General features: G+C 66.2%; 28 protein-coding genes and 5 tRNA genes. 11 read left to right on the top strand and 22 right to left on the bottom strand.

The annotated features are described in order from the left end of the window. Positions 1 to 175 precede the first annotated feature (175 nt). Positions 176 to 1,174, top strand: a complete 999-nt coding sequence (gene waaC, locus NQV17_RS01235; RefSeq protein WP_257768073.1) for a lipopolysaccharide heptosyltransferase I — start codon at positions 176 to 178, stop codon at positions 1,172 to 1,174. Between the two features lie 56 nt (positions 1,175 to 1,230). Here the strand turns inward: waaC and NQV17_RS01230 are convergent, their stop codons facing one another. From NQV17_RS01230 to rph, 9 genes are all read right to left on the bottom strand, one after another. Next, a complete protein-coding gene (locus NQV17_RS01230) occupies positions 1,231 to 1,410 on the bottom strand; it encodes a hypothetical protein (protein ID WP_257768071.1) in 180 nt (59 codons plus the stop codon). 102 nt (positions 1,411 to 1,512) lie between these two features. Beyond that, a complete protein-coding gene (locus tag NQV17_RS01225; RefSeq protein ID WP_257768069.1) occupies positions 1,513 to 2,823 on the bottom strand; it encodes an MFS transporter in 1,311 nt (436 codons plus the stop codon). Between the two features lie 287 nt (positions 2,824 to 3,110). Beyond that, entirely contained in the window at positions 3,111 to 3,602 is a 492-nt protein-coding gene (locus tag NQV17_RS01220; RefSeq protein WP_257768067.1) for an energy transducer TonB, read from the bottom strand. Positions 3,603 to 3,836: 234 nt separating this feature from the next. Further along, a complete protein-coding gene (locus tag NQV17_RS01215) occupies positions 3,837 to 4,130 on the bottom strand; it encodes a hypothetical protein (protein WP_044848553.1) in 294 nt (97 codons plus the stop codon). A 161-nt stretch (positions 4,131 to 4,291) separates the two neighbouring features. Then, positions 4,292 to 4,693, bottom strand: a complete 402-nt coding sequence (locus NQV17_RS01210; RefSeq protein ID WP_257768064.1) for a hypothetical protein — start codon at positions 4,691 to 4,693, stop codon at positions 4,292 to 4,294. A gap of 153 nt (positions 4,694 to 4,846) precedes the next feature. Further along, a tRNA-Ser gene (locus tag NQV17_RS01205) sits at positions 4,847 to 4,934 on the bottom strand. 42 nt (positions 4,935 to 4,976) lie between these two features. Beyond that, positions 4,977 to 6,191: a radical SAM family heme chaperone HemW gene (hemW, locus tag NQV17_RS01200; RefSeq protein ID WP_257768062.1), complete on the bottom strand. Its 1,215-nt coding sequence runs from the start codon at positions 6,189 to 6,191 to the stop codon at positions 4,977 to 4,979. A gap of 34 nt (positions 6,192 to 6,225) precedes the next feature. Then, complete coding sequence (gene rdgB / locus NQV17_RS01195; RefSeq protein WP_257768060.1) at positions 6,226 to 6,855, bottom strand: RdgB/HAM1 family non-canonical purine NTP pyrophosphatase; 630 nt, start codon at positions 6,853 to 6,855, stop codon at positions 6,226 to 6,228. Further along, positions 6,848 to 7,588 (bottom strand): ribonuclease PH, encoded by a 741-nt coding sequence (rph, locus tag NQV17_RS01190; protein ID WP_059530129.1) that lies wholly within the window; start codon positions 7,586 to 7,588, stop codon positions 6,848 to 6,850. The genes rdgB and rph overlap by 8 nt, the downstream gene beginning before the upstream one ends. Positions 7,589 to 7,763: 175 nt before the next feature. On the opposite strand from rph, the gene NQV17_RS01185 reads away from it, so the two are divergent. The 4 genes from NQV17_RS01185 (at position 7,764) to NQV17_RS01170 (ending at position 12,060) form a co-directional block, all read left to right on the top strand. Further along, complete coding sequence (locus tag NQV17_RS01185) at positions 7,764 to 8,687, top strand: YicC/YloC family endoribonuclease (protein ID WP_059598967.1); 924 nt, start codon at positions 7,764 to 7,766, stop codon at positions 8,685 to 8,687. Positions 8,688 to 8,693: 6 nt separating this feature from the next. Continuing rightward, positions 8,694 to 9,368 (top strand): guanylate kinase, encoded by a 675-nt coding sequence (gmk, locus tag NQV17_RS01180; RefSeq protein ID WP_044848532.1) that lies wholly within the window; start codon positions 8,694 to 8,696, stop codon positions 9,366 to 9,368. Positions 9,369 to 9,426: 58 nt separating this feature from the next. Beyond that, positions 9,427 to 9,630 carry a DNA-directed RNA polymerase subunit omega gene (gene rpoZ, locus NQV17_RS01175; protein WP_044848533.1) on the top strand — a complete coding sequence of 68 codons (204 nt, stop codon included), beginning with the start codon at positions 9,427 to 9,429 and terminating at the stop codon, positions 9,628 to 9,630. Positions 9,631 to 9,693: 63 nt separating this feature from the next. Then, positions 9,694 to 12,060: a bifunctional (p)ppGpp synthetase/guanosine-3',5'-bis(diphosphate) 3'-pyrophosphohydrolase gene (locus tag NQV17_RS01170; protein ID WP_044848534.1), complete on the top strand. Its 2,367-nt coding sequence runs from the start codon at positions 9,694 to 9,696 to the stop codon at positions 12,058 to 12,060. Between the two features lie 196 nt (positions 12,061 to 12,256). Here NQV17_RS01170 and NQV17_RS01165 read toward each other — a convergent pair. The 3 genes from NQV17_RS01165 to NQV17_RS01155 all read right to left on the bottom strand — a co-directional run bounded on the left by NQV17_RS01165 (position 12,257) and on the right by NQV17_RS01155 (position 12,615). After that, positions 12,257 to 12,333, bottom strand: a tRNA-Arg gene (locus NQV17_RS01165). 61 nt (positions 12,334 to 12,394) lie between these two features. Next, positions 12,395 to 12,471 (bottom strand) — tRNA-Arg (locus NQV17_RS01160). 67 nt (positions 12,472 to 12,538) lie between these two features. Beyond that, positions 12,539 to 12,615, bottom strand: a tRNA-Arg gene (locus NQV17_RS01155). A 131-nt stretch (positions 12,616 to 12,746) separates the two neighbouring features. Between NQV17_RS01155 and greB the strand changes: the two genes are divergently transcribed. Next, positions 12,747 to 13,310, top strand: a complete 564-nt coding sequence (gene greB, locus NQV17_RS01150) for a transcription elongation factor GreB (protein ID WP_257768056.1) — start codon at positions 12,747 to 12,749, stop codon at positions 13,308 to 13,310. Between the two features lie 108 nt (positions 13,311 to 13,418). Here the strand turns inward: greB and NQV17_RS01145 are convergent, their stop codons facing one another. Together NQV17_RS01145 and NQV17_RS01140 are read right to left on the bottom strand one after the other, a co-directional pair. After that, positions 13,419 to 14,561 carry a porin gene (locus tag NQV17_RS01145; RefSeq protein WP_044848536.1) on the bottom strand — a complete coding sequence of 381 codons (1,143 nt, stop codon included), beginning with the start codon at positions 14,559 to 14,561 and terminating at the stop codon, positions 13,419 to 13,421. Between the two features lie 510 nt (positions 14,562 to 15,071). Continuing rightward, positions 15,072 to 15,341 (bottom strand): hypothetical protein, encoded by a 270-nt coding sequence (locus NQV17_RS01140; protein WP_044848537.1) that lies wholly within the window; start codon positions 15,339 to 15,341, stop codon positions 15,072 to 15,074. Positions 15,342 to 15,734: 393 nt separating this feature from the next. Here NQV17_RS01140 and NQV17_RS01135 point away from each other — a divergent pair, with 393 nt between their 5' ends. Both NQV17_RS01135 and NQV17_RS01130 read left to right on the top strand, forming a co-directional pair. Beyond that, positions 15,735 to 15,938, top strand: coding sequence for a cold-shock protein (locus NQV17_RS01135; RefSeq protein ID WP_006476615.1), 204 nt, complete (start codon positions 15,735 to 15,737; stop codon positions 15,936 to 15,938). Between the two features lie 160 nt (positions 15,939 to 16,098). Further along, entirely contained in the window at positions 16,099 to 17,226 is a 1,128-nt protein-coding gene (locus NQV17_RS01130; RefSeq protein WP_257768053.1) for an exonuclease domain-containing protein, read from the top strand. Between the two features lie 185 nt (positions 17,227 to 17,411). On the opposite strand, the gene NQV17_RS01125 is transcribed toward NQV17_RS01130, so the two are convergent. Together NQV17_RS01125 and NQV17_RS01120 are read right to left on the bottom strand one after the other, a co-directional pair. Continuing rightward, positions 17,412 to 18,005, bottom strand: a complete 594-nt coding sequence (locus NQV17_RS01125; RefSeq protein ID WP_257768051.1) for a chorismate mutase — start codon at positions 18,003 to 18,005, stop codon at positions 17,412 to 17,414. A 227-nt stretch (positions 18,006 to 18,232) separates the two neighbouring features. Beyond that, complete coding sequence (locus tag NQV17_RS01120) at positions 18,233 to 18,379, bottom strand: hypothetical protein (RefSeq protein ID WP_009690993.1); 147 nt, start codon at positions 18,377 to 18,379, stop codon at positions 18,233 to 18,235. A gap of 197 nt (positions 18,380 to 18,576) precedes the next feature. On the opposite strand from NQV17_RS01120, the gene NQV17_RS01115 reads away from it, so the two are divergent. The 3 genes from NQV17_RS01115 (at position 18,577) to NQV17_RS01105 (ending at position 21,843) form a co-directional block, all read left to right on the top strand. Further along, the gene (locus NQV17_RS01115; protein WP_257768049.1) at positions 18,577 to 18,966 is read left to right on the top strand and encodes a DUF2946 domain-containing protein; all 390 of its coding nucleotides are present in this window, start codon (positions 18,577 to 18,579) and stop codon (positions 18,964 to 18,966) included. Positions 18,967 to 19,093: 127 nt separating this feature from the next. Beyond that, entirely contained in the window at positions 19,094 to 21,442 is a 2,349-nt protein-coding gene (locus tag NQV17_RS01110; protein WP_257768047.1) for a TonB-dependent receptor, read from the top strand. Then, positions 21,430 to 21,843, top strand: a complete 414-nt coding sequence (locus NQV17_RS01105; protein WP_257768045.1) for a TlpA family protein disulfide reductase — start codon at positions 21,430 to 21,432, stop codon at positions 21,841 to 21,843. The genes NQV17_RS01110 and NQV17_RS01105 overlap by 13 nt, the downstream gene beginning before the upstream one ends. A gap of 83 nt (positions 21,844 to 21,926) precedes the next feature. On the opposite strand, the gene NQV17_RS01100 is transcribed toward NQV17_RS01105, so the two are convergent. The 6 genes from NQV17_RS01100 to NQV17_RS01075 form a co-directional block, all read right to left on the bottom strand. Beyond that, positions 21,927 to 22,181, bottom strand: coding sequence for a GlsB/YeaQ/YmgE family stress response membrane protein (locus NQV17_RS01100; protein WP_044848544.1), 255 nt, complete (start codon positions 22,179 to 22,181; stop codon positions 21,927 to 21,929). A gap of 233 nt (positions 22,182 to 22,414) precedes the next feature. Beyond that, on the bottom strand, positions 22,415 to 22,627 hold the full coding sequence (locus tag NQV17_RS01095; protein WP_257768043.1) for a hypothetical protein: 213 nt from the start codon (positions 22,625 to 22,627) through the stop codon (positions 22,415 to 22,417). After that, a complete protein-coding gene (locus tag NQV17_RS01090) occupies positions 22,624 to 24,369 on the bottom strand; it encodes an FAD-dependent oxidoreductase (RefSeq protein ID WP_257768041.1) in 1,746 nt (581 codons plus the stop codon). Before NQV17_RS01090 ends, NQV17_RS01095 begins: the two co-directional genes overlap by 4 nt. 175 nt (positions 24,370 to 24,544) lie before the next feature. Next, on the bottom strand, positions 24,545 to 25,354 hold the full coding sequence (locus tag NQV17_RS01085; protein ID WP_257768039.1) for a LuxR C-terminal-related transcriptional regulator: 810 nt from the start codon (positions 25,352 to 25,354) through the stop codon (positions 24,545 to 24,547). 195 nt (positions 25,355 to 25,549) lie between these two features. Further along, positions 25,550 to 25,625: transfer RNA gene (locus NQV17_RS01080), tRNA-Thr, on the bottom strand. A gap of 209 nt (positions 25,626 to 25,834) precedes the next feature. Continuing rightward, positions 25,835 to 26,854: a class 1 fructose-bisphosphatase gene (locus tag NQV17_RS01075; RefSeq protein ID WP_257768037.1), complete on the bottom strand. Its 1,020-nt coding sequence runs from the start codon at positions 26,852 to 26,854 to the stop codon at positions 25,835 to 25,837. Positions 26,855 to 26,944 lie beyond the last annotated feature (90 nt).

Below are 26,944 nucleotides of genomic sequence, written 5' to 3'. Positions count from 1 at the left end.
GAAGCCGGGAGGGCAAAGCACGCATTATAAAAAGAACCCGATGCAGCCGGGGCTCGACAAATCCTCACAAAAGCGTCGCACTTTGTTGCAAATGTAATGCTGGCGTAATGTATCAACGCGGCAACCGTCGTTAGCATCACCAAATGGCCGGCCCACCCCATTCATCATAAGAAAAGTGAAACGCATCCTCATCGTGAAAGTGACGTCGCTCGGCGACGTCGTCCAGACGCTGCCTGTCGTCGCGGACCTCCACCGTGCCTTTCCGGGCGTAACGGTCGACTGGGCCGTCGACGAATCGTGCGCCGAGGTCGTGCGCTGGCATCCGGGTGTGAGCAAGGTGCTTTGCGCGCCGTTGCGGCGGTTCAAGAAGCTCCGCAATGGCGGCGACCTGAAGGCGATCTCGGCGTCGATCGGCGCGCTGCGCGCGCACCGCTACGATGCGGTCATCGACCTGCACGGCGTCTACAAGAGCGCGATCATCTCGGCACTCGCGCGTGCCGCGCGCCGCGTCGGCTATCAGACGCAGGATCTCGGCGAGGCGGGTGCCCGCTTCGCCTACTCGCATCGCTTCGGCCCGCGGCCGGACTGCGACGCGTGGCACGGGATGCGCGTGAGCGCCGGCGAGGCGCTGGGCTATGTCCCCGAAGGCATCGCCGCTTACGGGATCGTCCCGCCGCAGGATGCGAACCTGCCGCCCGCCGTGACCGACGGCGCGCCGTTCATGCTGCTGTTTCACGCGACGTCCAATCCGGACAAGCAATGGCCCGCCGACCACTGGGCCGCGCTGGCTACGCAGATGATGGCGCGCGGCGTGCGCGTGCTGGTGCCGTGGGGATCGGCAGCCGAACACGACGATGCGCAGGACATTGCCGCGCGTGCGCCGGGCGCGATCGTGCTGCCGGCGATGTCGGTGCGTGAACTGGGTGCGGCCATCGGCCGGGCCGCGCTCGTGGTGGGCGTCGATACCGGGTTCGTGCATATGGCGCACGCGCTGCAGCGGCCGACCGTGATGATTTTCGTCGCGACGTCGCGTCACCATTGCGGCATCGGCGGCGCGCCGAACGCGCTGTCGATCGGCGAACCGGGCGCGCCGCCGTCGGTTGCGCAGGCACTCGATGCGATCGATACGGTCGGGCCGGCCTATGGCGCGCTGCGTGACCGGCTGACGGCCTAGGGCCAGCGCAAGCCCGTTATCGGTGTGAACCGGCTCCGGGGAAGCGGGCCGCGCGTTCAGGCGAGCAGCGCTTCGACCGTCATCACCGCGGCGACGGCGGCCAGGTTGGCGAGAAGCGCCTCGAACAGGAGCCCGCGCCAGGTTTTCGGCCGGAAGCGCGCCGCGAGCAGCAGGGCGCCACCCAGCGCGAGCGCCAGGATCAGGACGAGGTCGGCGTTGCCGAGGTGGAGGTTCATTGCGGCTGTTCCTTCAGCGGATGGATCCGGGGGGCGTGACGGCGCCCCCGGATCGAGTATAGGCGGCGCCCCCCGCCGCACAACCCGGGGCGCCCCGAGGGCTCAGACGAGCGATGCGTCGCGGGTTTCGCGCATCAGCAGCACGCCGACCAGGCTGATTGCCGCCGCAACCGACACGTAGCCGCCGACCCACGACAGGCCGCCGCGCGCGGCGAGCAGCTGCGCGATGTACGGCGCGATCGACGCGCCGAGGATCCCGCCGAGGTTGTACGCGACGCCCGCGCCCGTATAGCGCACGTTGGTCGGGAACAATTCGGGCAGCAGCGCGCCCATCGGCGCGAACGTCACGCCCATCAGGAACAGCTCCAGCGTCAAAAACAACGCGACGAGCGGCATCGAGCCGCTGCCGAGCAGCGGCTCCATCGCGAAGCCGGACAACAGCGCGGCGATCGCGCCGACGACCAGCACCGGCCTGCGGCCGAAGCGGTCCGAGGCCCACGCCGACAGCGGCGTCGCGAGCCCCATGAACACGACCGCGAAGCACAGCAGGCCGAGGAAGCTCTGGCGCGGAATATGCAGCGTCGACACGCCGTACGACAGCGAGAATACCGTCGAGATATAGAACAGCGTGTAGCAGACCACCATCGCGAGCGCGCCGAGCAGCGTCGGCTGCCAGTGTTGCGTGACGAGCGTCGCGACCGGCACGCGCACGCGCTCGTTGCGCTCGAGTGCGGCCTGGAACGCCGGCGTCTCGCTGATCTTCAGCCGCACGTACAGGCCGAGCACGACGAGCACCGCGCTGACGAGGAACGGGATGCGCCAGCCCCAGCTGCGGAATTGTTCGTCGGACAGCGACAGCGCGAGCGCGAAGAACAACCCGTTCGACATCAGGAAGCCCACCGACGGGCCCAGCTGCGGGAACATCCCGAACCAGCCGCGCTTGCCTTGCGGCGCGTGCTCGGTCGCGAGCAGCGCCGCACCGCCCCATTCGCCGCCGAGGCCGATCCCCTGGCCGAAGCGCAGCACGCACAGCAGCACCGGTGCGAGCGCACCGATCGTGTCGTAGCCGGGCACGAAGCCGATCGCGGTGGTGGACACGCCCATCACGAGCAGCGACGCGACGAGCGTCGATTTGCGGCCGATGCGGTCGCCGAAGTGGCCGAACAGGAACGAGCCGATCGGCCGCGCGATGAACGCGATGCCGAACGTGACGAATGCGGACAGCGCCTGTGCGGTCGCGGAGCCGTGCGGAAAGAACACGGGGCCGATGACGAGTGCCGCGGCGGTCGCGTACACGTAGAAGTCGTAGAACTCGATTGCGGTGCCGATGAAGCTCGCGAACACGATGCGCCGGTGGCTGACGGCGCCGGCCGAACCGGTTGCGTGTGCAACGGCCGGGGGAGATGCGGACATGGATGTCTCCGTTTTGTCGTTGGGCGGTCGGCCGGGTGAGCGCTCGGGCAGGCGGACGCCTGCCGGGAGCGGCCGAGCGGATGAGGCGGCTGCGTGGACGCGCGGCGTGGCGCGGACGTCACCCGCCGGTCGACGATGGAGACGGATAAGTCGCCGCCGCCCGGTGCCGGCGTGGTCGGCTCGCATGCCGGGTGCGGCGCGCGAACGCGCGCGGGAGGGTGGCCGCGCGATTGCGGAAAATTATAGCCAGCGCCGCGACATGGCGGCAATCGCGGGCGGGCGCGGGCTCAGTCGATCGATTGCGCCTGCGCGGATGCGGTGCTTTGCAACTGGAAGTGGCCGTCGTCGTTGAACAGCCAGCCTTCCATCATCTCGAGCCGGCCATTGCCGTCCAGCAGTTTCGACGGCGGTGGCGGCAGCGGCGCCGACCGGCGCAGCGACGCGAGCGCGAGCGCTTCCGCTTCGCTGTCGCCGTTGCTGCGATAGACGGACGCGTTGACGAGGTGGCCGCTGCGATCGACGGTGAACGCGACGACGACGAGCGAGCGCAGCATCGCCTGCGGCATCCCGTGCGACACGGCGGACGGATTGTGCTCGGCGACGCACTGCGCGACTTCCACGCGGTACTGGTCGCGATTCGCGCTGCGGATGACCGACGGAATCGTCAGGACCGAGCGCAGCGACGGGGGCGGCGTGATCGTGCAGGCGGCAAGCATGACGGCGGCGACCAGCGCGGCAATGCGCAGCCGGTCGACGCCCGGGCAGGGAAGAGAGGGCATGGGGGAGTGCCGGAGGGTGACTATGAAAAAATGATAGGCGCCTGCGCGCGGCGCGTTATCGGGACAAACGCATAGCACGCGAAGCGCGATGTGCCGATTCGCGGATGACGGCGATTCGGCGGGGCTTCCGGCGGGTATCGCGACGCGATGTGACATGACACGTGACCATGCGGGCACGACGATTGCGCACGCGCGGCGCGTGCGGGACGCACGGCAGCGGCGAACTCGACCGGCTCAGTAGCCGTGTGTCACGAGCGATAGAACGGACAGGTCCGGATGCGTGCCGTCGATGATGGTCTTGCCGATGTGCACGGCTTCATGCACCGCTTCCTCGACGCTCGCGAAGCTTTCTTCGCCGTCCGCATGGAACGGCACGGCATGATCCGGCAGCGCGGGGTTCACGCCCGGATGGCAGACATAGCCGGTGTAGGTGTAGCGCGCATCGCTGCCGGGGACGAGGCCCGGCACCACATGGATCTCGAAGCCTTCGTAATCGACGTGATCGGGCGCTGTCGACAGTTCGGTCATGGCGGTCTCCGTGTGCCGCACGCACGGATGGCGCGGGCGGCATCGAATCGCGGCGGCGGTCGTGTCGCCGTGCTGATCGAATTCTAGGCGATGGCGGGCCGGCCCGTGAGGGCTGCGCGCGTCGCTTGCGGCCACGTTGAGCGTGGCGCGGGCGGTGCGTGTTACCGCGTGCAGCGCGCGTCCTTGCGCTGCACCACGAGGATCACCGGATACTTCTGGCCGTGCTCGAGTTCCACCGGCGCGACGACCGTCAGCGTCGCCGGGTCGGAATCGTCGTACACGCTGACCTGCTCGTTGCGGATGTAGGTCACGCCGGTGCAGTTCGACGCGCGCCCGTCATCCGACACCTTGCACTGGAGTTCGTTTTCCTTCAGGTAGTTGTACGGCGTCGGGCTCGCGAGATATTCGCGCAGGCCGCGCGGCGAGCCGCCGACGCCCTTCACGTACGCGATCGCGCACGACGGTGTTGGCGCGTCGGTGCCGGAGGCGGAATCGGCGGCCGCTGCGTGCGTGCCGACGGCGGCCAGCAGGGCGACGAGCGACGAGGCGATGAAGGGCTTCATGACGTGGATTTCCCGTTTCGCGAATCGGAGCGCCGGATTGTAACGGCATCGGGCGAGATGCGTCGGCAGGCAGAGGCGGGCAGCGTGCGCGGCGCGCCGCGGACAAACAAAAACCCCGTCATTCGATGAATGGACGGGGTTGAGCGAACTTCCTGGCGGAAGCGGTGAGATTCGAACTCACGGACAGTTTCCCGTCGCCGGTTTTCAAGACCGGTGCCTTAAACCGCTCGGCCACGCTTCCACACGAGGCGGCATTGTAACCGAAATGCCGCCTCGTTCCGCTTCAATCGTCACGCAGGAACAATTCCTGCAAGTCGTTGAGGAAACGCTGGCCGAGCGGCGTCGGCGCGATCTGCGCGAAATCGCGCGTGATCAGCCCGCGCCGTTCCGCTTCCTTCAGTGCCGGCTCGATCGTGCTGATCGGCAAGCCCGTGCGTTCGCCGAAGCTGTGGACGGGAAAGCCCTCGACGAGCCGCAGCGTGTTCAGCATGAATTCGAACGGCAGGTCGCGCGCGCCGACTTCACGCTCTTCCTGAACCGGCGTGCCGGCCATCGCCTGTTCGATGAAGGTGGCCGGATGCTTGTAGCGTGCCTGCCGCAGGATCCGATTCGGGAACGACAGCTTCGTGTGCGCGCCCGCGCCAATCCCGAGATAGTCGCCGAAGCGCCAGTAGTTCAGGTTGTGCTTGCACTGACGATTCGGCTTCGCGTACGCCGACACTTCGTAGCGGTCGTAGCCGGCCTCGGCCGTGCGCGCGTGGATCCATTCCTGCATGTCGGCCGACGCGTCGTCGTCGGGCACCGCGGGCGGAAACTTCGCGAACAGCGTGTTCGGCTCGAGCGTCAGGTGATACAGCGACAGATGCGGCGGCGCGTACGACAGCGCGGTCTCGATGTCGGCCCGGCATTCGTCGAGCGTCTGGTTCGGCAGCGCGAACATCAGGTCGAGGTTGAAGTTGTCGAACGTCTTCGCGGCGATCTCGACGGCCGCGCGCGCCTGCGCGGTGTCGTGAATCCGGCCGAGCGCTTTCAGATGGCCTTCGTTGAAGCTCTGGATGCCGACCGACAGGCGGTTCACGCCGCTCGCGCGGAATTGCGCGAACTTCGCGGCCTCGAACGTGCCCGGGTTCGCCTCGAGCGTGATCTCGGCGTCGGCATCGAGCGGCAGCAGCGCGCGCACGTCGGACAGCAGCCGGTCGAGGCCGGCCGCGGACAGCAGGCTAGGCGTGCCGCCGCCGATGAACACCGTATGCACCTGCCGGCCCCAGACGAGCGGCAGCGCCTGTTCGAGATCGGCGCGCAGCGCATCGAGGTACTCGGTTTCCGGAAACCGCTCGCCTTTCCACTCGTGCGAGTTGAAATCGCAGTACGGGCACTTGCGCACGCACCACGGAAAATGCACGTACAGCGCGAGCGGCGGCAGCGACGTGAGCCGTACCTGCCCGGGCGACGTGAAAGTCGCGACGACGCGCGCGCCGGTTTCCGCCGCCTGGCTCATGCGGCCTCCGGTTGCGAATGCGTGACGAGGACGATCATGCCGGTTCCTCCGCGAGCCGCGCGAGCAGCGCCTTCAGCGCGAGCGCGCGATGGCTGTGCGTGTTCTTCACGGCCGGCTCGAGTTCGGCCGCCGTCGCGCCGAGCGACGGCAGGTGGAAATACGGGTCGTAGCCGAATCCGTGCTCGCCGCGCGGCGTGTCGACGATTTCGCCCAGCCAGCGACCTTCGGCGAACAGCGGTTCGGGATCGTCCGCGTGGCGCACCAGCGCGAGCACGCAGCAATAGTATGCGCGTCGGTCTGCGACGCCGCGCAGCTGCTCGACGAGGTACGCATTGTTGGCCGCGTCGCCCTTGGCGCCGCCCGCGCGCTGCGCGTAGCGCGCCGAATAGACGCCCGGTGCGCCGCGCAGCGCGCGCACGCACAGCCCCGAATCGTCGGCGATCGCCGGCAGGCCGGTGAGCCGCGACGCGTGCCGCGCTTTCGTCAGCGCATTCTCGATGAACGTGCCGAACGGTTCTTCCGCCTCGGGCACGGCCAGGTCGCCCTGCGGCACGATCTCGATGCCGACCGTCGAGAACAGCGCGGTGAATTCGCGCAGCTTGCCGGCGTTGTTCGACGCGAGCACGATGCGCGACAGCGGCGCGAGGGTGCGATCATCAGACATGGCCGGCGCCCAGCACGTCCTTCTGCAGTTGCACGAGCTGGCCGATCCCGCTTTGCGCGAGGTCGAGCAGCGCGTTCATCTCGGCGCGCGAGAACGGCACGCCTTCGGCGGTGCCCTGGACTTCGACGAAGCCGCCGGCGCCCGTCATCACGACGTTCATGTCGGTATCGCACCGCGAATCTTCGGCGTAGTCGAGATCGAGCACGGGCGCGCCTTCGTACACGCCGACCGAGATCGCGGCGACGTGATCGGTGATCGGCGAGCGCGCGAGCTTGCCGGCCGCGATCAGCTTCGACACGGCGTCGTGCGCGGCGACGAAGGCGCCGGTGATGCTGGCCGTGCGCGTGCCGCCGTCGGCCTGGATCACGTCGCAGTCGATATGGATCGTGCGCGGCCCGAGCGCCTCCAGATCGAACACCGCGCGCAGCGCGCGGCCGATCAGGCGCTGAATTTCCTGCGTGCGGCCCGTCTGCTTGCCGCGCGCCGCTTCGCGGTCGCTGCGCGTGTGCGTCGCGCGCGGCAGCATCCCGTATTCGGCCGTCAGCCAGCCCTGGCCGCGATCGCGCAGGAATTCGGGCACGCGCTCGGCGACGCTCGCGGTGCAGATCACCTTGGTATCGCCGAATTCGACGAGTACCGAGCCTTCGGCGTGTTTCGTGTAGTGGCGCGTGAGGGCGACCTTGCGCAGTTCGTCGGCGCGGCGGCCGCTCGGGCGGGACAGGGAAGACGTCATGGGGGAATCGTGGACGGAAGAGGAAACCCCGATTTTAGCGCCGAACGGCAGGCGTGCCCGGCGGGGTGGGGCGCAAAAATGGGATAATGCGCGCTTCCCGCCCCGCGCCTTGCAATGCGCCGGGCGCCTCGACATATTCCCGCCCGTGAAGGGCACCCAGACGGCGAGACGAACCATGATCTACAGCATGACGGGCTATGCGAGCGCGACGCGCGAACTCGCGACGGCCACCGGCAACGGCGGCACCAGCGTGTCGGTCGAACTGCGCACCGTGAACTCGCGCTTCCTCGACCTGAATTTCCGCATGCCGGACGACGTGCGCGCGTGCGAACCCGCGCTGCGCGAAATGCTGATGAACAAGCTGTCGCGCGGCAAGGTCGACGTGCGCATCAACCTGCAGCGCGGCGAGCAGAGCATCGGTGCGGGCGCGCTGAACCAGACGGCGCTCGGCCAGCTCGCCGAGCTCGAGCGTTCGGTGCTCGATTCGTTCCCGGGCGTCGGCCGCCTGCGCGCGGGCGAGATCCTGCGCTGGCCGGGCGTGCTCGCCGAGAGCGGCGTGTCGGCGGAAGCGATCCGCGACGCGGTGCTCGCGTGCGGCAAGGAAGCGATCGGCGAGCTCGTCGTCGTGCGTTCGCGCGAAGGCGCGCAGCTGGCGACGATGCTGCTGTCGAACGTCACCGAAATGGAAGCGATCGTCGCGCGCATCACTCCGCTCGTGCCTGAGCTGATCGCGAAGCATCAGCAGAAGATCGTCGAGCGGCTGCAGGAAGCGCTCGGCATCGCGGCGCCCGAAGGCAGCGCGCCGATCGTCACGCGCGAGGAAGCCGCGGAACGCATTCGTCAGGAAGTGACGATGTACGGCATCCGGATCGACATCGCGGAAGAGCTGTCGCGGCTCACCGCGCACCTGAACGAAACGCGTCACGTGATCGAGAAGGGCGGCCGCGTCGGCAAGCGTCTCGACTTCATGATGCAGGAACTGAATCGCGAAGCAAACACGCTCGGCTCGAAGGCGGCGGCGAAGGAACTCGCCGACGCATCGATGGCGCTCAAGCTGTTGATCGAGCAGATGCGTGAGCAAGTGCAAAACCTGGAGTAAAGCAAGATGATCCACCCCACTCACGACGCACATACGCTTCACGCGGGCGTCTATCCCGGCAACCTGTTCATGGTCATCGCGCCGTCGGGTGCCGGCAAGTCGACGCTCGTGAACGCGCTGCTGTCGAAGGACAGCGACATCTGCCTGTCGATCTCGTACACGACGCGCAAGCCGCGCCCGGGCGAGCAGGACGGCCAGCACTATCACTTCACGAGCGTCGAGGATTTCCGCGCGCGCCACGCCGCGCACGAATTCCTCGAGAGCGCGGAAGTGCACGGCAACTATTACGGCACGTCGCGCGTCTGGATCGAAGAGCAGATGATGAACGGCCACGACGTGCTGCTCGAGATCGACTGGCAGGGCGCGCAACAGGTGAAGAAGCAGTTCCGCAACGCGGTCGGCATCTTCATCCTGCCGCCGTCGCTCGATGCGCTCGAGGAACGTCTGAAAAAGCGCGGCCAGGACGAGCCGAACGTGATCACGCGGCGCCTGCTGGCTGCCGGCAGCGAGATCGCGCACGCGTCGGAAGCGGAATACGTCGTGATCAACGAGAATTTCGATCGTGCGCTCGCGGAACTCGAATGCATCGTCGCGGCCACGCGCCTGCGCTTTGCTTCGCAGTACGCGCGACACGCGGAGCTGTTCATCGAGCTCGGCATCCATCTGCCCCACGCGGAATGACGCGAGGGTAGAGGGACATAAGGTAGAATAACGACTATATTCAGAAGGAATTTCCAACATGGCTCGCATTACCGTCGAAGACTGCCTGAAGCAAATCCCCAACCGCTTCGAACTGGCGCTCGCCGCCACCTACCGCGCGCGGCAGCTCGCGCAAGGCCATACGCCGAAGATCGAGAGCCGCGACAAGCCGACCGTCGTCGCGCTGCGCGAGATCGCCTCCGGCCAGGTCGGCGTCGAGATGCTGAAGAAGGTGCCGGTGTAACGCGCATCCGGCCCGTTCCAGCCATGTAGTCCACGCGCGCAACGACTCGACCTGGAGGCGAATATGAGCACCACCCCATCGTCCGCCTCCGCGGATTCGACCACCGAAGCCACGGCCCAGTCGCCTGCGCGCCAGTACATCGACGCGGTCCTCGAACAGTCCTTTCGGCACCTGTTCGGGCCGACCGCCACGCCGGAGCAGCCGCGCAAGCACGGCGTCGTTTCGATCGCGAAACTGACGGGCGTGCTTGCCGAGTATCTCCCTCCGGAAGAAATCAAAGAGGTGAAGGCGGCGTTCCACTTCAGCGACGAAGCCCACCTCGGTCAATATCGCCAGAGCGGCGAACCCTACATCACCCATCCCGTCGCCGTCGCGGAAATCTGCGCCGGCTGGAAGCTCGACGCGCAAGCCGTGATGGCGGCGCTCCTGCACGACGTGATGGAAGACCAGGGCGTGACCAAGAGCGAGCTGGCCGAACGGTTCGGCCCGAAGGTCGCCGAACTGGTCGACGGCCTGTCGAAGCTCGACAAGATGGAGTTCCGCAGCCGCGAGGAAGCGCAGGCGGAAAACTTCCGCAAGATGCTGCTCGCGATGGCGCGCGACGTGCGCGTCATCCTCGTCAAGCTCGCCGACCGTCTGCACAACATGCGCACGCTCGGCGCGGTGCCGATGGAAAAGCGCCGCCGCGTCGCCCGCGAGACGCTCGACATCTATGCGCCGATCGCGCACCGCCTCGGGTTGAACAACACGTATCGCGAGTTGCAGGACATGAGCTTCGCGAACTTCAACCCGCATCGCTACGCGACGCTCGAGAAGGCCGTGAAGGCCGCGCGCGGCAATCGCCGCGAAGTGATCAGCAAGATTCTCGAGGCCGCCCAGCGCGCGATGGGCGACGCGAAGCTCGACGCCGAGATCACCGGCCGCGAAAAGACGATCTACAGCATCTATCGCAAGATGCGCGACAAGCAGCTGTCGTTCTCGCAGGTGCTCGACGTGTACGGCTTTCGCGTCGTCGTCGAGAGCCCGCTCGACTGCTACACGTGCATCGGCGCGCTGCACGCGCTGTACAAGCCCGTGCCCGGCAAGTTCAAGGACTACATCGCGATCCCGAAGATCAACGGCTATCAGTCGCTGCACACGACGCTCGTCGGCCCGTTCGGCGCGCCGATCGAGTTCCAGGTGCGCACGCGCAAGATGCACGAGATCGCCGAGGCCGGCGTGGCCGCGCACTGGCTGTACAAGAACGGCGGCGCGGACCTGAACGACGTGCAGAAGCGCGCGCACCAGTGGCTGAAGTCGCTGCTCGACATCCAGAGCGAGGCCGGCGATTCGAGCGAGTTCCTCGAGCACGTGAAGATCGACCTGTTCCCGGATGCGGTCTACGTGTTCACGCCGAAGTCGAAGATCATGGCGCTGCCGCGCGGCGCGACGGCGCTCGATTTCGCGTATTCGATCCACAGCGATCTCGGCAACCAGTGCGTGGCCGTGAAGATCAACAACGAGTTGCTGCCGCTGCGTACCGAGCTGAAGAGCGGCGACATCGTCGAGGTGATCACCGCGCCGTATTCGAAGCCGAACCCCGCATGGCTCGGCTTCGTGCGCACCGGCAAGGCGCGCTCGGCGATCCGTCACTACCTGAAGACGATGCGCCTGAACGAGTCGGTGCAGCTCGGCGAGCGGCTCGTCGACCAGAGCCTGAAGGGTTACGGGCTCGCGCTGGCCGATGTGGGGCCGGAAGTGTGGGAGAAGCTCGTCCAGTGGACGGGCAACAAGAGCCGCCAGGAAATCTTCGCGGACATCGGCCTCGGCCGCCGCGTCGCCGCGGTGATGGCCAAGCGCATCGAGGTGCTGATGAGCGGCCGCGATGCGGACGACGATCTGCCGAAGTCCGAGCGGCATCCCGCGCACAATGCGCCGCCGGTCGTGATTACCGGCACCGAAGGGATGTCCGTGCAGCTGTCGGCGTGCTGCCGGCCGATTCCGGGCGACGCGATCATGGGCTATATCGGCATCGGTCTCGGGATGGCGATTCATACGACTGATTGCCGCGTCGCGCAGCGCATCCATCGCCGCGATCCGGGCCGCTGGATCGACGTCGAATGGGCGCCGCAGCCCGGTCGTCTGTTCGACGTCGCGGTGAAGGCGCTCGTGAAGAACACGAAGGGCATCTTCGCGCGCGTCGCGGCGGACATCACGTCGGCGGACGCGAACATCGTTCATATCGCGATGGACGAGGATCTGACGCACGAATCGACGGTGTTGCGCTTCGTGATCCAGGTGAGCGACCGCGTGCATCTCGCGAACGTGATGCGGCGCGTGCGGACCAATCCGGACGTGATGCGGATCATGCGCGAGCGCTCGACCGACGACAGCGTGCATGCGCGTCATGACGGCGGCATGCGCATCGAGCGCGAGCGGCAGGATTACTGACGCTGCGCGTTGCGATGCAGCGGAATGAGACGGCGGCCACGGGCCGCCGTTTTCGTTTGTGATGTGGGCTTGGCGTTGTGTGGCGGCAGCTCCCGCACGATTCGGGCGCGATCGGTGTTGCCGGGAAGAGGCGGAGAGGCGAAGAGGGGGAGCGGAAAAGAAAAAAGGGCCTTCCCGGAGGAAGGCCCTTCTGAGGTGGCGCGGCTGGCAGGATTCGAACCCACGACCCCTTGGTTCGTAGCCAAGTACTCTATCCAACTGAGCTACAGCCGCACGCAAAGCGGTACTACTTCAACTGTCGGAACCTTCTACGGTGGGAAGGTTCCCGAAAAGGTGGCGCGGCTGGCAGGATTCGAACCCACGACCCCTTGGTTCGTAGCCAAGTACTCTATCCAACTGAGCTACAGCCGCACGCAACAACAAAACGCTACAACATCGAACTGAAAGGGCCTTCGGTTGGGAAGGCCCTCGAAAAAGGTGGCGCGGCTGGCAGGATTCGAACCCACGACCCCTTGGTTCGTAGCCAAGTACTCTATCCAACTGAGCTACAGCCGCACGCAGAAGCGGAAGTATAGCAGGGTTGTATAAAAAGGGAAGCCTTATTCGCAAAAAATGTCACCCGATCTTGGGAAGGCCGCCTTCGTGTACCCTTGAAGCATCAGTCATCCATGTGTTGAATCTGCATCATGAACAAGGCGTTTGTCAAAGAGTCGGACGGCGACGACGACGATCTCGACCCGGGTCAACCCGCGATTCCGGCGGGCACGAAGAATTACATCACCCCGGCCGGCCACAAGCGGCTCAGGGACGAGCTCCTGAACCTGATCGACGTCGAGCGTCCCGAGGTGGTGCGGCTGGTGTCGTGGGCCGCGTCGAACGGCGACCGGTCGGAGAACGGCGACTACATCTACGGCAAGCGCCGGTTGCGTGAGATCGACCGCCGGATCCGCTTCCTGACGAAGCGGCTCGATCTCGCCGAAGTCGTCGACGCGAGCCGCCAGGAGAACGTCGACCAGGTGTTTTTCGGCGCGACCGTCGATTACGCGACGCCGGACGGCGAGGATCATACCGTTACCATCGTCGGGATCGACGAGGTCGATCTCGATCGCGGTTGCGTCAGCTGGATCTCGCCGGTCGCGCGGGCGCTCATCAAGGCGAAGATCGGCGATACCGTCACGCTGATGACGCCGGCCGGTCCCCAGCCGATCGACGTGCTCGACGTTCGCTATCCGGCATCGGACAGCGCGTGAGCATGGCGCGGCGCATGCGCGCGGTGCAGCGCTGAAACGAACGAGCGCCCCGGGTGGGGCGCTTCGTCATGACGGTCCTGGCCGAACGGCCGGGCTCACGCGCATCGCTCAGAAGCGATGGCGCATGCCGGCCGTGACGGCGATCTGCTTGTTGGTGGACGACGCGGTGCCGAGCCCGTTGATGTTCGCGCCGATCGCCAGGCCGTCCGCATTGACCCGCTGGTATTCGCCCTGCAGGTACAGGTCGGTGCGCTTCGACAGCGCATAGTCGGCCTGCAGGTTGAACTGGTGCCAGCTCGGCGTCTGGCCGTCGAGACGGCTGTCGGTGTACGTGTACGAGCCGGCGAGCGAGAACGCCGGCGTCAGCGCGTAGCGGCCGTTCACTTCGTAATTGTTGAAGCGCGTGCCGCCGATGAGCGGGATGCCGCCCGACACGCCGGACTGCCCGGCGCTGATCCTGGCCGAATCGGTCAGACGTGTCTGCGTGAACACGAAGCCGGCCGTCGCGGGCCCGAACGCGTAGTTGAGGCCCGCGCCCCAGGTGCGCTGACGGCTGGCCCCGAACGTCCAGTCGCCGGCTACCGCGCCCGGGTCGCTGGCCGCGAGCGCCAGCGCGTTGACGTTGTTGTTCAGTTGCATGTACGCGGCCGCGACGTTGAAGCCCATGTAGCTGTACGACGCGCCGACGCTGTACGCGCGGTTGTTCGAGAAATTGCTGGAATTCGAGAAGCCGTACAGCGCGCCGAATTTCAGGCCGCCGTAGTTCGCGCTCTGGTACTTGACCGCGTTGTTGATCCGGAACGAGTTGTTCAGGTTGTCGTTGTCGAACGGATGCGCGAACTGCGTGCCGCCGTACTGGGTGCCGGTCAGCGACAGCGGCCCGAGGAAATCGACGACGCTGTCGTACTGGCGGCCGAGCGTGAGCGAGCCGTAGCTCTCGTGCGCGAGCCCGACGAACGCCTGGCGGCCGAATTCGCGGCCGTTCTGCTTGAGTGAACCGTTATTGATGCCGAAGCCGTTTTCCAGCGTGAAGATCGCCTTCAGCCCGCCGCCGAGATCCTCGGTGCCGCGCAGGCCCCAGCGGCTGCCGTTGATCGAGCCGCTCGTCTCCTGCCACGCGCTGTGACCACCCTGGTTGTTCGTGTAGGTGATGCCGGCGTCGATCAGGCCGTACAGCGTGACGGCGCTTTGCGCATGGGCGCCGGTGGCATACGCGCCCGCCAATGCCGCGACGATCAGGGTCTTTTTCATGATCTGTCTCCAAACAGGATGATGTCGATCGAACCTGCTGCGGGCATCGGCGGCGTCGCAGGCTGGCGACGCCGTGCGCATTGGGCGCGGCACCCTCGTCGGATATCCATTTGCAGTGTACGGATCGCTCCGGGCGTTAAAGAAAATTGCTTCCCGCAATACTGTATTTTGAATCCGGCAAGAATCAGCATATGCGCCGAGAGCCCCGGCCATCAAGACTTTGCGGCGATGCAGCACGAGAAAAAAGCAATCAGGACTGCGTATCGGGTGTCGTGGGCGTTGCGCGATCGCGACAGGCGATCAATGACGGGCGAGAGCAGGCCTAGCGCGATTATTGACACATCGGCAATAGAGGTTTGTGCGGGGCATGGATAATGAAAAGATGTTCTCTCGCTATACTGCGATCTCTGCTTTCCGAAGCAGACTTTTTCGTTGACGGAAAAGATCTCCAAACCTTTGTCGGCGCGACTTCCCAGTCGCGCTTTTTTTTTTGCCCTGTCGTTCCGATCCCTACTGCGCGTACGAGCGCCGTTTGCGCTTGCGCTTGCCGGTCGGCTGCGTGTCGTCGGCTTCGGCCTGCGGCGGCGTATACGTCCAGTCTTCCATCACGTAGTGACGGGCGTCCAGCGGTGACGCCAGCAGGTTCTGCCAATGATCGCCGTGCCAGGTCGGGTCGAACTCGGTGTCGCACGGCGCTTCACGGGTCTCGGCCAGCGCGCGGGACTTGCGGCGTACGCGTGCAAGCCGGCTCGCGAAGCGCTTGAATCCGTCCAGCCACATGGCCTTCTCCTTCCATTGCCTTTGCACCAGCATCGCAACGTCCCCGGTTTACCGCAACCCGGAAAAAACCCGAGGAATTTACCGAAGCGATTCGTCCCCGGTATGTTTTTCACGGTTTCGATTATTGATGATCCGATTCCGGTAATATTGACAGGTCCTTGATGCGGATCAATTAATAAAAGACGATCGTGTACCGATTCCAGTGGTATTGGCGTTTTTTTGATAAAGAAAGCTGTCAAAATTCCCTTGACGCACCCGGATTGTCCAATTTATAAAGTCAGCACTCCGTCCCCGGGCGGAGCGCTGGGGGGAGTGTCGGCGCGCCGTTGCGGGATTTCGGGAAGCGGCTATAAACAATAGCTTTTTTGATCTAAACGAGTGGGGAACGAAGGTATGGATACCGGTATCGTAAAATGGTTTAACGATGCTAAAGGTTTCGGCTTTATTACGTCCGACAATGGCGGCGAAGATTTGTTTGCGCACTTTTCCGAAATCCGGATGGACGGCTTCAAAACGCTGAAGGAAAACCAGCGCGTTTCCTTTGACGTGAAAGTCGGGCCGAAAGGCAAGCAGGCAGCGAATATCCAGGCGGTCTGACGCGCCACGCTTCGCCGACACGTCCGGCCCCCGCATCGCGGGGGCTTTTTGCTTTCCGGGGCACGAAAACCGGCGGCCGGCGAATCGATTCGGGTTCGGGCTGGTCGCGAACACGCCTGCCGGTGCATACTCACGAAAGCATCGTTTCCCCCGTCTTTTCATGTCCGATTCCCGTCCGTCAGATTCCGCCTGCGACCAGCCGCTCGTCTTCGTCGACCTCGAAACCACCGGTGGCTCGTCCGCCGAGCACCGCATCACTGAAATCGGCGTGGTCGAAATCGGTCCGCTCGGCGTATCGACATGGACGACGCTGGTCAATCCGGGACAGTCGATTCCGCCGTTCATCCAGCAGCTGACGGGCATTTCCGACGAGATGGTGCGCGACGCGCCGTCGTTTGCGTCGCTCGCGCCCGCGCTGTTCGAGCGGCTCGACGGCAAGCTGTTCGTCGCGCACAACGCGAGCTTCGACCGTGGCTTCCTGCGCGCCGAATTCGAGCGCGCCGGCATCGCGTTCAATCCGGACGTGCTGTGCACGGTGCGCCTGTCGCGCGCGCTGTTTCCGCGCGAGGCGCGGCACGGACTTGATGCGCTGATCGAGCGGCATGGCCTCGTTCCGGCCGCCCGCCACCGGGCACTCGCGGATGCCGATCTCCTTTGGCAGTTCTGGCGGCAATTGCACGAGATCGTGCCGCTCGAGCGTCTGCGCGACCAGATTGCGCGCACGACGCGCCACTTCCGTCTCGCGGGCGGCATGACCGAAGCGTGGCTCGATACCGCGCCGGCCGGATGCGGCGCGTACGCGCTGTTCGGGGAGGACGACCAAGCGCTGTATGTCGGCCGCAGCGTGCGCGTGCGGCAGCGCTTGCGCGCGCTGCTGACCGGCGAGCGGCGCTCGTCGAAGGAAATGCGGATTGCGCAGCAGGTACGGCGGGTCGAGTGGCGGGAGACCGGCAACGAACTGGGTGCGATGCTCGCCGAAGCGCAGTGGATCGCCCGCCTGCGTCCGTCATACAACCGGCGTCCCGCAGCCGATCATGCCCGTGCGGGCAATGCGCCCTGGCCGTTCGACGGTGCGGTCGCTTTCGAAGCGAGCGGCGAGCGCCGCCTGTTTCACGTGATCGACGGCTGGTGCTACCTCGGTACGGCCGAATCGCTCGACGCGGCCGTGCGGCTCGTGGCCGACGGCGCGGACGGCGCGTTCGAACCCCATACCCATCGTCTTCTGCAGACGCATCTCGCGCGCGGCCTGCAACTCATTCCGCTCGCTGCACTGACGCCTGCCGACTGAGCAGCGCGGGCTGTGGCGCGCGACGCCATGGCTCTCAGCCGTCAGCCGATCGCACTGACGCCTGCCGACTGAGCAGCGCGGGCTGTGGCGCGCGACGCCATGGCCGTCAGCCGTCAGCCGATCGCACTGACGCCTGCCGACTGAGCAGCGCGGGCTGCGGCGCGTGACGCCATGGCCGTCAGCCGTCAGCCGATCGCGCTGGCGCCGCCTGCGGCGCAGACGTGCGACAGCGCGGTGCCGAGCGCCTGCGTCTGGGTGGAGTCGTAGCGCGTGAGCGTCTTCCAGTTCGCGATGCTGCGTGCGAGCCGCGCCTGGCAGTCGGGTGCGTCGCGCAGCGGTGTGACTTGCGCGAGGCCCGTCAGCATCTTTTGCGTGAGCTGGTCGAGCGCCGGCCGCGTGCTGGTCGCGAGGTCGGGCGGCGTGCCTTCCGGCGGCTGCGTCGCGCGCCACTTTGCAAAGAGCGCATTCTGCACGTCCTTGCTGGCCGCGATCTGATCCTCGAAAAACGTGCGCGCGAACGCCGGATCCACGCCGGACTGTGCGGCGCGCTTCTCCACCGATGCGAGCAGTGCCGCTTCGCGCGGCCGATCCTCGATCGCCTGGTGGTTTGCCCACTTCCATCGTGCGACGGGTTCGGCAAGCGCGAGCCGCTGCGATGCGAGCGCGACGAGATTGGTGAGCGCCGTGTCGTCGCCGTCCGCGCGCGCGATATGCGGTGACGAAAAAAAGGCGACGCCGAGCGCGGCGACAGCGACGCTGGCACGAATGGCTTGTTTCATCGGAACGATCGGGAGAGGGGAGAGCCGGACGGGCCGGAGGTGGAAAACCAGAAGGATAGACGAAGACAGTCGCGCGGCGGAACGACGCGACAGAAGAATCAGCGGACGCGCTGATTCAGCACCGTCAGGCCGTTGCAGCCCGGGTGCGAAGCGATCTGCGCCGAAAACGCAGCGATGAACCGCACGATATCGATCGACACGTGGCGGTTACAGAACGGAACGTAGGTTCACTTCGGCGAGTACAGCTTGTGCTGCTCGTCGAAGAATGCCCGGACGTGCTCGGGCAATTCGGCGAGGAATTCCACGCCGACGGGTTCCGGATCCGGGCTCATCACTTGCTCGGGCGGGGGCATGCGGGTTGGTCTTTCGTCCATGGTCGTTTCTCCAGCGGGTTCAATGATTATCAACCTCGCGCTTGGATTTATGCCAGTGGCGAATCGTTAGATTTTGTCTCTGTTGTATTAACGGCACATGCGCTGCTGCGCGCCCCGCGATGCCGACTATCACACCCTGCGTGGTCGGCAACAATCGGCCGCTTGCTATACTTGCGCGCACTTTTTCCTGGACCGCGATGAAACGAACGACGCGATGGATCGGCCTCGTATGGCTGGCGCTGGTACTGAACGTACTGTCGCCCGTCGTCGGCTACGCGCGTCTCGCATCGAGCGGTTCCGGCGGGCTCACGCTCGAGTTGTGCAGTGCGGCAGGCGCTCGCCAGGTCGTCCTCGCGCAGTCCGGCGACGACCGCGGCGCGGCGTCGTTCGACCATGCCGGCGTGCCGCACTGCGTGTACTGTCCCGGCTTCGCGGCGAACGTCGCGCTCGGCACGAGCCTGCCCGCGTTGCCGGCTTTCGTGCGCGCGTTCGCGTACCGGGCGGCCGCCCCGGCCGTTCCCGATGTTCCCCGCACGGGCATCCGTCTCGCGCAGCCGCGCGGTCCGCCTGAAAACGTCCCGATCTGATTGATATCGTTCGCGCGCCCCGGTGGCGCGCGTGCCGCCCGCGGCCCGGTCCGCGCGCAGTGCCGTCTGCGCGCGGCGCGTTGGCTTGCGTCCGGCGGCGTCCGGTCACGTTTTCAGGAATTCATCCATGTCGTTCACCTTCGCCGCGCGGCCCTCGCGCGGCCGGCTCGCGCTCGCCTGCGCGGCCGCTTTTGTCTGGCCGGCCGCACAGGCGGCCTCGATCGATGGCGCATCCGCCGACCCAATGCCCGCCGGCGCCGGCAACCCGGCCGGCCGTGCCGCACCGGTCGCCGCGGTCGCCTCCGCGGGCGACATGCTGACCGCCGTCAGCGTCACCGCCCGGCGGCAACCCGTCGATCCGGACACGCCGGCCGTCGTCGAGTCGATCACGCGCGAGCAGATCGACGCGCACACCAACGTCACCACCGAGGACGCGCTGAAGTACGCGCCCAACCTGATGGTTCGCAGGCGCTACATCGGCGACCGCAACAGCGTGTTCGCCGGCCGCGACTTCAACGAACTGCAGAGCGCGCGCGGGCTCGTGTACGCCGACGGCCTGCTGCTGTCGAACCTGCTCGGCTCGAGCTATGCGTACCCGCCGCGCTGGTCGCTGATCGCGCCCGACGATATCGCGCGCGTCGACGTGCTGTATGGCCCCTTTTCCGCGCTGTATCCCGGCAACGCGATCGGCTCGACCGTGCTGCTGACGACGCGGCGACCCGACAAGCTCGAGGCGTCCCTGTCGACGCAGTTCTTTACGCAGCGCTATCACGACGGCTATGGATTCGCGGACAGCTTCGGCGGCAATCACCAGACCGCGCGGATCGCGAACCGCGTCGGCAAGTTCTGGTTCTCGCTGTCGCTCGACCGGCTGGAGAACGACGGCCAGCCGATGCAATATGCGAGCCCCAACGCCACCTACAACCCGCGGCTCGGTGCCGCGGTGCCCGTGACGGGCGCGGCCACCGACATCGGCCCCAACGGCAAGCCGCGCACGATCGTCGGTGCGCAGAACATCGAGCGGACCGAGCAGCTCAACGAGACGGTCCGGATGGGCTATGCGTTCACGGACCGCGTCGACGCGACACTGACGCTCGGGCACTGGGAGAATCATTTCCGGCAGCACGGCGAAACCTTCCTGCGCGACGCGGCCGGCAATCCCGTGTACGGCGGCAACGTGTCGCTCGGCGGCCGGAACGTGACCGTCGCGCCGAGCGCGTTCGCGCCGCAGCGCGGCGACCAGGAGAACTGGCTGTACGCGCTCGGGCTGAACGGCCGGCTCGATTCGGGCTGGCGGCTGTCTGGCGTGGTTTCCGCCTACGACGTGTCGCGCGACGTGCTGCGCGCGGCATCGACCGTGCAGGGCGGGGCGGGCACGCTGTTCCAGGGCGACGGCACCGGCTGGCGCACGTTCGACCTGAAGGCCGAGGCGCCGGAAGTGAAGGGACACGCGCTCACGTTCGGCTATCACTACGACAACTATTTCCTGCGCAACGTCACGTACAACACGGCCGACTGGCTGGCCGGGCCGAGTACGTCGCTCGCGAGCGTCTACCGGGGCGACACGCGCACGCAGGCTCTGTTCGCGCAGGACGCGTGGCGTTTCGCGCCCGGCTGGCTCGCGACCCTCGGCCTGCGCTACGAGCGCTGGGATGCGTACGGCGGCGCGCTCGGCAACGCGAACGGCACGCTCGACTACGCGGACCGCGGCGCGAATGCGCTGTCGCCGAAAGTCGCGCTGCAATGGGACGCGACGGACGTCTGGCGTTTCCGGCTGTCGTTCGCGACCGGCACCCGCTTCCCGACGGTCGGCGAGCTGTTCCAGGGCACGATCTCGAACAACGCGATCGTCAACAACAACCCGAACCTGCGGCCGGAAAAGGCGATCGACTGGGACTTCACGGCCGAGCGCGACGTGGGCGTCGGCGTCGTGCGTGCGAGCGTGTTCCAGAGCGACCTGCGCGATTCGATCTACAGCCAGACGACGGTGTCGGGCGCGTCGACCGTCACCAACATCTCGAACGTCGATCGCGTGCGCGTGCGCGGCGTCGAGCTCGCATTCAGCGGCCAGAACGTCGGGCTGCGCGGGCTCGACATCGACGCGAACGTGTCGGCAAGCAACGCGCAGATCCTGGCCGACACCGCGAATCCCGCGTACGTCGGCTCGCGCTTTCCGCGCATCCCGCGCATGCGCGCGAACTTGCTCGCGTCGTACCGCTTCGACGAGCACTGGCTCGCGAGCGTCGGCGTCCGCTACTCGGGGCGCCAGTTCAACACGCTCGACAACAGCGACGTGAATCCGGACGTGTACGGCGGCACGAGCATCTTCACGGTCGTCGACCTGAAGGCGCGTTACCGGTTCGATCGTCACTGGACTGCGTCGGTCGGCATCGACAACCTGACGGACCGCCGCTACTACGTGTTCCATCCGTATCCGGGCCGCACGTTCTTTGGAGAACTGAAATGGTCGCTGTGAAATCGCTCGCGGCAGGCTGCGCGCTGTGGCTCGCGGCGCTGTCGCCTGCAGGTGCGCACGACGCACCGAAAGCCGCCGATCCGCATGCGGCGCACATGAGCACGCAGGCCGCGCCGGCGCAACAGAAGCAGCCGCTCGCGATGGTCTCGATGGACGCGTACGACGACAACGGTGCGGCAATCGCACAGGCGCTCGCGCAAATGAACCGGCCGCCGCAGGTCGCGCAGTATGCGAACGCCGAGCCGATGCCCGAGCGTCTGCGGGCGGCGCTCGATGCGGGATGGCGGGGAGAAATGCCGCGTACCATGTGGATCGGTCGCGATGGCGCACGCGACGCGCGCAGCGGCTTGCTGACGACCGACGTGCTCGACGGCTGGTTGCAGCGCGGCACGCGCCGCTGAAACGGACGGCGGCGCGGGGGATGCCCCGCGCGCCGCTTCGATGAAACGAACGAAAGCGCGCCCGAAGGCGCGCGAGAAGATCGTCAGGCCGCGCGCCTGAACAGGCGGATCACGAACAGCAGGATCACGGCGCCGATGACCGCGACGATCACCGAGCCGATGAAGCCGCTGCCGAGGGTGATGCCGAGCAGCCCGGCCAGCCAGCCGCCGATCACCGCGCCGACGATACCGACGATGATGTCGACGATCAGGCCGAACCCGCCGCCCTTGACGAGCACGCCCGCCAGCCAGCCGGCGATCGCGCCGATGATGAGCCACATAATCAAGCCATGAGTCATGGTGATCCTCTCCTTGTGTTGAGTCGAAATGACCGGACGTCGGCTGTTTCGCCGCAACCTGCATGAAGGCGGCATGCGACCCGCCGCGCCGCCCACGCAATGTAACGCGATAGACGGGTCGGAATCGTTAAGTAATGTTATGCACCCTTAACGGGTTTTTCCAGAGGATTCGTCTGTCATTCGAAATGAATCTGTAAGGATGGGCCGCGCGGTGGTGCGTCATGCGTCATGCGTCATCGTCCGTGCGTCGGCGCCGGTGTGCCCGTGTCGGGCAGGCCGTCGCCGGCGTCGGCAATCAGGCGGGTGACGATTCCTGTATCGCCGATCGCCTCGATCGCCAGCAACGCGAAGCGGGCGAGAAAGAGCGGCGCATCGATTGCGCCGATGCCGGTCATCGTGCGGCACAGGTCGGTGTAGAGGATGTCGCGCTCGGTGTCGGTCATCATGTGTTCTCCTGAATATCGGATGACGTGCGCGGGTGCAGCGCACGTTCGAGTGCGGCAGTCAGGTCGGCGGCGCGTGCATCGTGCCAGCGGCCGAGCACGTGTCCGTCCGGACGTACGAGATAGACGGTGCCGTCGCGCGCGCCGTACAGGTCGAACAGCCGGCCGTCGGCATCGTAGCCGCCGCATCCCGACTGTTGCGGTGCCGCGTGCCGTGCGAGCGTGACCAGTGCGAACGGTATGCCGGCGTCGTGCAGGTGTCGTTCGAGACCAGCGAACGACGGATCGGGCGCACCGTCGCGCATGAAGCGGAACGCGGTGAAACGCGGACCGACGAGATCCGTCAGGTGGCCGCGACGCGTGCCTTCGTCGGTGCCGATGTCGCCCGACGCGTGCAGCATCAGCGGACATTCCGCGAGTACCATGCCGGGCGACGGCCCGGCCGAAAACGCATCGCGCTCGTCCGCATTGAGCGGTGACGCCGTGTACGCGATGGCCGACGTCTGGCGCGGATTGATCAGCGAACGCAACGCCGGATGCCGGACCGCGAGCGTCAGCACGGCCTTGCGCATCAGGTCGAACGCGAACGACGGCGGCGCCATGAACTCGGTGCTCCTGGTGCCGTAGCGCAGGTTCTCGTGCGTCGCGAACACGCGCTCGTCCGAATAGCTGTCGAGCAGCGCGTCCGACGCGAGGCCGCGAATCACGTACGCGAGTTTCCACGCGACGTTGTCGGCGTCGTCGATGCCCGAGTTCGCGCCACGCACGCCGAAGATCGGCACGAGGTGCGCGGCGTCGCCGCAGAACAGCACGCGGCCGTGCCGATAGCGTTCGAGCGTCAGCGCGTTCGCCTTGTAGATCGTGATCCAGATCGGCGACCAGTCGCCGCGCTCGCCCATCATGTCGAGCAGGCTCTGCACGCGCGGGATCACGTTCTCGGGTTTCACGGACGCTTCGGGATCCTCATCGTCGCGCAGTTGATAGTCGATCCGCCACACGTTGTCCGGCTGCTTGTGCACGAGTACCGTCGAGCCGGGGTTCGACGCCGGGTCGAAGTACGCGAGCCGCTCGGTCGGCCGGTCGCTGTCGAGCGAGATGTCGACGATCACGTAGCGGCCTTCATAGCTTGTGCCCTGCAGCGACAGTCCGAGCGCATCGCGTATCGTGCTGCGCCCGCCGTCGCTTGCGACGACCCAGTCGGCATCGAGTGCATAGCGGCCGAGCGGCGTATCGACGTCGAGGCGCGCGCCGTCCGGGTGCTGCGTGACGCCCGCGACTTTCGTCTGCCAGCGGATCTCGATGAGCTCGGGGCGGCGCAGCGCGGCATCGAGCAGGAACTGCTCGATGTGATACTGCGCGAGGTTCACCATCGGCGGCAGCTTCTGGTTCTCGTCCTGCGGCATCGTGAAATGCAGCACTTCGTCGTGACGATGGAAGCTGCGTCCGCCGCTCCACGGCAGTCCGACGCGCATGAAGCTGTCGAGCGCGCCGAGCCGCTCGATGATCTCGAGGCTGCGTCGCGAGATGCAGATCGCGCGGCTGCCGTGACAGACCGAATCATCGGCTTCGAGCAGCACGCTGCGGATGCCGTGATTGGCGAGGCCGAGTGCGACAGCGAGGCCCACCGGGCCGCCGCCGACGATCGCGACGCGGTGCCGCTGCGTATCGACACCGGCGCTGCAGGTCGGCAGGTGCGGGGGATGACGCACGGCGACGAACGGGTAGGGTTTGAATTCGATGCCCATCGTTGGCTTCCAGGTTGCGCTGATCGAACGCGCACGCTCGGCGACGCGATGCGTGCGGCAGGTTGGATGCAGTATGGAAGCCGCGCCGGACACCGCTGTCCCCATTCCGGGTACGGCGAACGGCTGGCGGCAGGCCGCGATTTACCCCGACGCGTTCAGGATCGGCAATCGAAGTTCAGGGTTGCAGGCACAGCGCGAACAGCTGGCGCTGGCTCGAGATGCCGAGGCGCCGGTATGCGCGCTTCTGATAGGTGACGACACTCGAAGCCTTCACGCCGATCGTCTCGCCGATCTCCTGCGCGGTCTGGCCTTCGAGCACGCCGCGCAGCACGTCGAGTTCGCGCTTGGACAGTGTCGGGCATGCGCCGCGCAGCCGCGCGAGCATCTGTTGCGGGATGCCGATCTGCGCCGAGCCCGCGAGCGCATAGTGATGCTGCGCGGCCTGCGCGATCAGCGGTGCGAGCGTTTCGATGGCCGTGATCTCGCGCGGCTGGAACGTGCCGCTGCGGTGCGCGCGATACAGATTGATCGACAGCCAGGTCGAGTCGTTCGGCTGCATCAGCAACGCGAGGCGATCCGAGACATCGGGGCCGCGGTAGCAGGCCGTGCGATACGCGTCGTTGCCGATCTCGTCGCCGGCCTGCTGGTGCAGCAGCACGTCGCGGCGCTGCGTGCGGCGACCGGCGGCCGAGACGATCTGCTGGTTGCCGTCGAGCGCATAGAAATGGCGCGCATAGGTGTCGGCAACGTCGCGCAGGTAGCGGCCGCCGCGATGATCGGCGACCGAGACGGTGCGCGGCCGGTTGCCGAACTCGTACGCGAAGATCGTGCACTGCGTGACGGCCAGCGCATCGTCGAACAGCTTCAGGATTTCCGCGGCGAACGCGTTCGGCTCGCTGCCGCCGATCGCGGCGACGAGACCGGTCGCACGGGACACGTCCAGTTGTCCGCCGAGGTTCGGTCGCTCGAGACGCCAGGTGCGCATGATGCTGGGGAGGGGCCGGTGGTCCGGCGATTGTAATCGGCGGCGCGCGGTGCGGGAGTCGGGGGATGCCCGCAAGCGGAAATGACGGTGAGGGTGGCGCACGACTTCGCGTATCGGAAATCGTGGCTGGGATCGGAATTGCGGCCGGAAAAGAGAAAAGGCCTGACAAGCGATGCTTGTCAGGCCTTTATATCTTGGTGCCGGAGATAGGAGTCGAACCTACGACCTTCGCATTACGAATGCGCTGCTCTACCAACTGAGCTACACCGGCAGCAGAGAAATGAAATTATATGGTCAAATCCGAGATCTTGGCAATAGGTTTTGCGAAATTTTTTTCAGCTTGCTGCCGCTGCTTCGCGAAACCCTCGATCCGGCGGACTTTCCGCTTTCACTTCACTGCGATGCAGCCTGTCAGGGCCACATCGCGAAGGCGCGATTGTACTGACGTCTCGCACCTCCGTCTAGTGCTGCAGTGCAAATTTATTTGCCTTCGCCTTCCTTGTGATAGCCGGTCACGCGCTCGACTTCGTTCTTCGAACCGAGGAACACCGGCACGCGCTGGTGCAGGCCGGTCGGCTGCACTTCCATGATGCGCTGCGTGCCCGTCGTCGCGGCGCCGCCCGCCTGTTCGACGATGAACGACATCGGGTTCGCTTCGTACATCAGGCGCAGCTTGCCCGGACGATCGGGCGTGCGCTTGTCGGCCGGGTACATGAAGATGCCGCCGCGGTTCAGGATCCGGTGCACGTCGGCCACCATCGACGCGATCCAGCGCATGTTGAAGTTGTCGCCGCGCGGGCCTTCCTTGCCGGCGTTCAGTTCGTTGACGTAGCGCTGGACCGGTTCGTACCAGTGGCGTGCGTTCGATGCGTTGATCGCGTATTCGCGCGTATCGGCCGGGATCTGCATGTTGCTTTGCGTGAGCACCCACGAGCCGACTTCGCGGTCGAGCGTGAAGCAGTTCACGCCGTTGCCGGTCGTCAGCACGAACACGGTTTGCGGGCCGTACACCGCGTAGCCGGCCGCGACCTGCTCCGTGCCCGGCTGCAGGAACGATTCCTCGGTGGCTTGCTTGCCGTCCGGGCAGCGCAGTACCGAGAAGATCGTGCCGATCGACACGTTCACGTCGATGTTCGACGAGCCGTCGAGCGGGTCGAACACGAGCAGGTATTCGCCGCGCGGGTAGTTCGCGGGGATCGGGAAGAACGTTTCCATTTCCTCCGATGCCATCGCGGCGAGGTTGCCGCCCCATTCGTTCGCGTCGAGCAGGATCTCGTTCGACAGGATGTCGAGCTTCTTCTGCACTTCACCCTGGACGTTCTCGCTGCCGGCGGTGCCGAGTGCCTCGCCGAGCGCGCCCTTCGACACGTTGTAGCTGATCGCCTTGCACGCGCGGGCGACGACTTCGATCAGCAGGCGGAGGTCGGCGGGGAGGTTGTTGGTCTCACGCTGCTGCTCGATCAGGAACTTGGACAGCGTGGTGCGGCGGGCAATGGACATGACAGACTCCGAGAGGCCAAAGAATCCTTGAATTGCCGCAATTTTACCCGGCGTGCCTCCCGAGCCGCCGCCTTTTTTCGTCCGGTTACA

The organism is Burkholderia sp. SCN-KJ, assembly GCF_024656005.1.
GTDB lineage: Bacteria > Pseudomonadota > Gammaproteobacteria > Burkholderiales > Burkholderiaceae > Burkholderia.
Note: the sequence above shows the minus strand (reverse complement) of the source record. Positions and strands in the feature narration are given on the sequence as shown.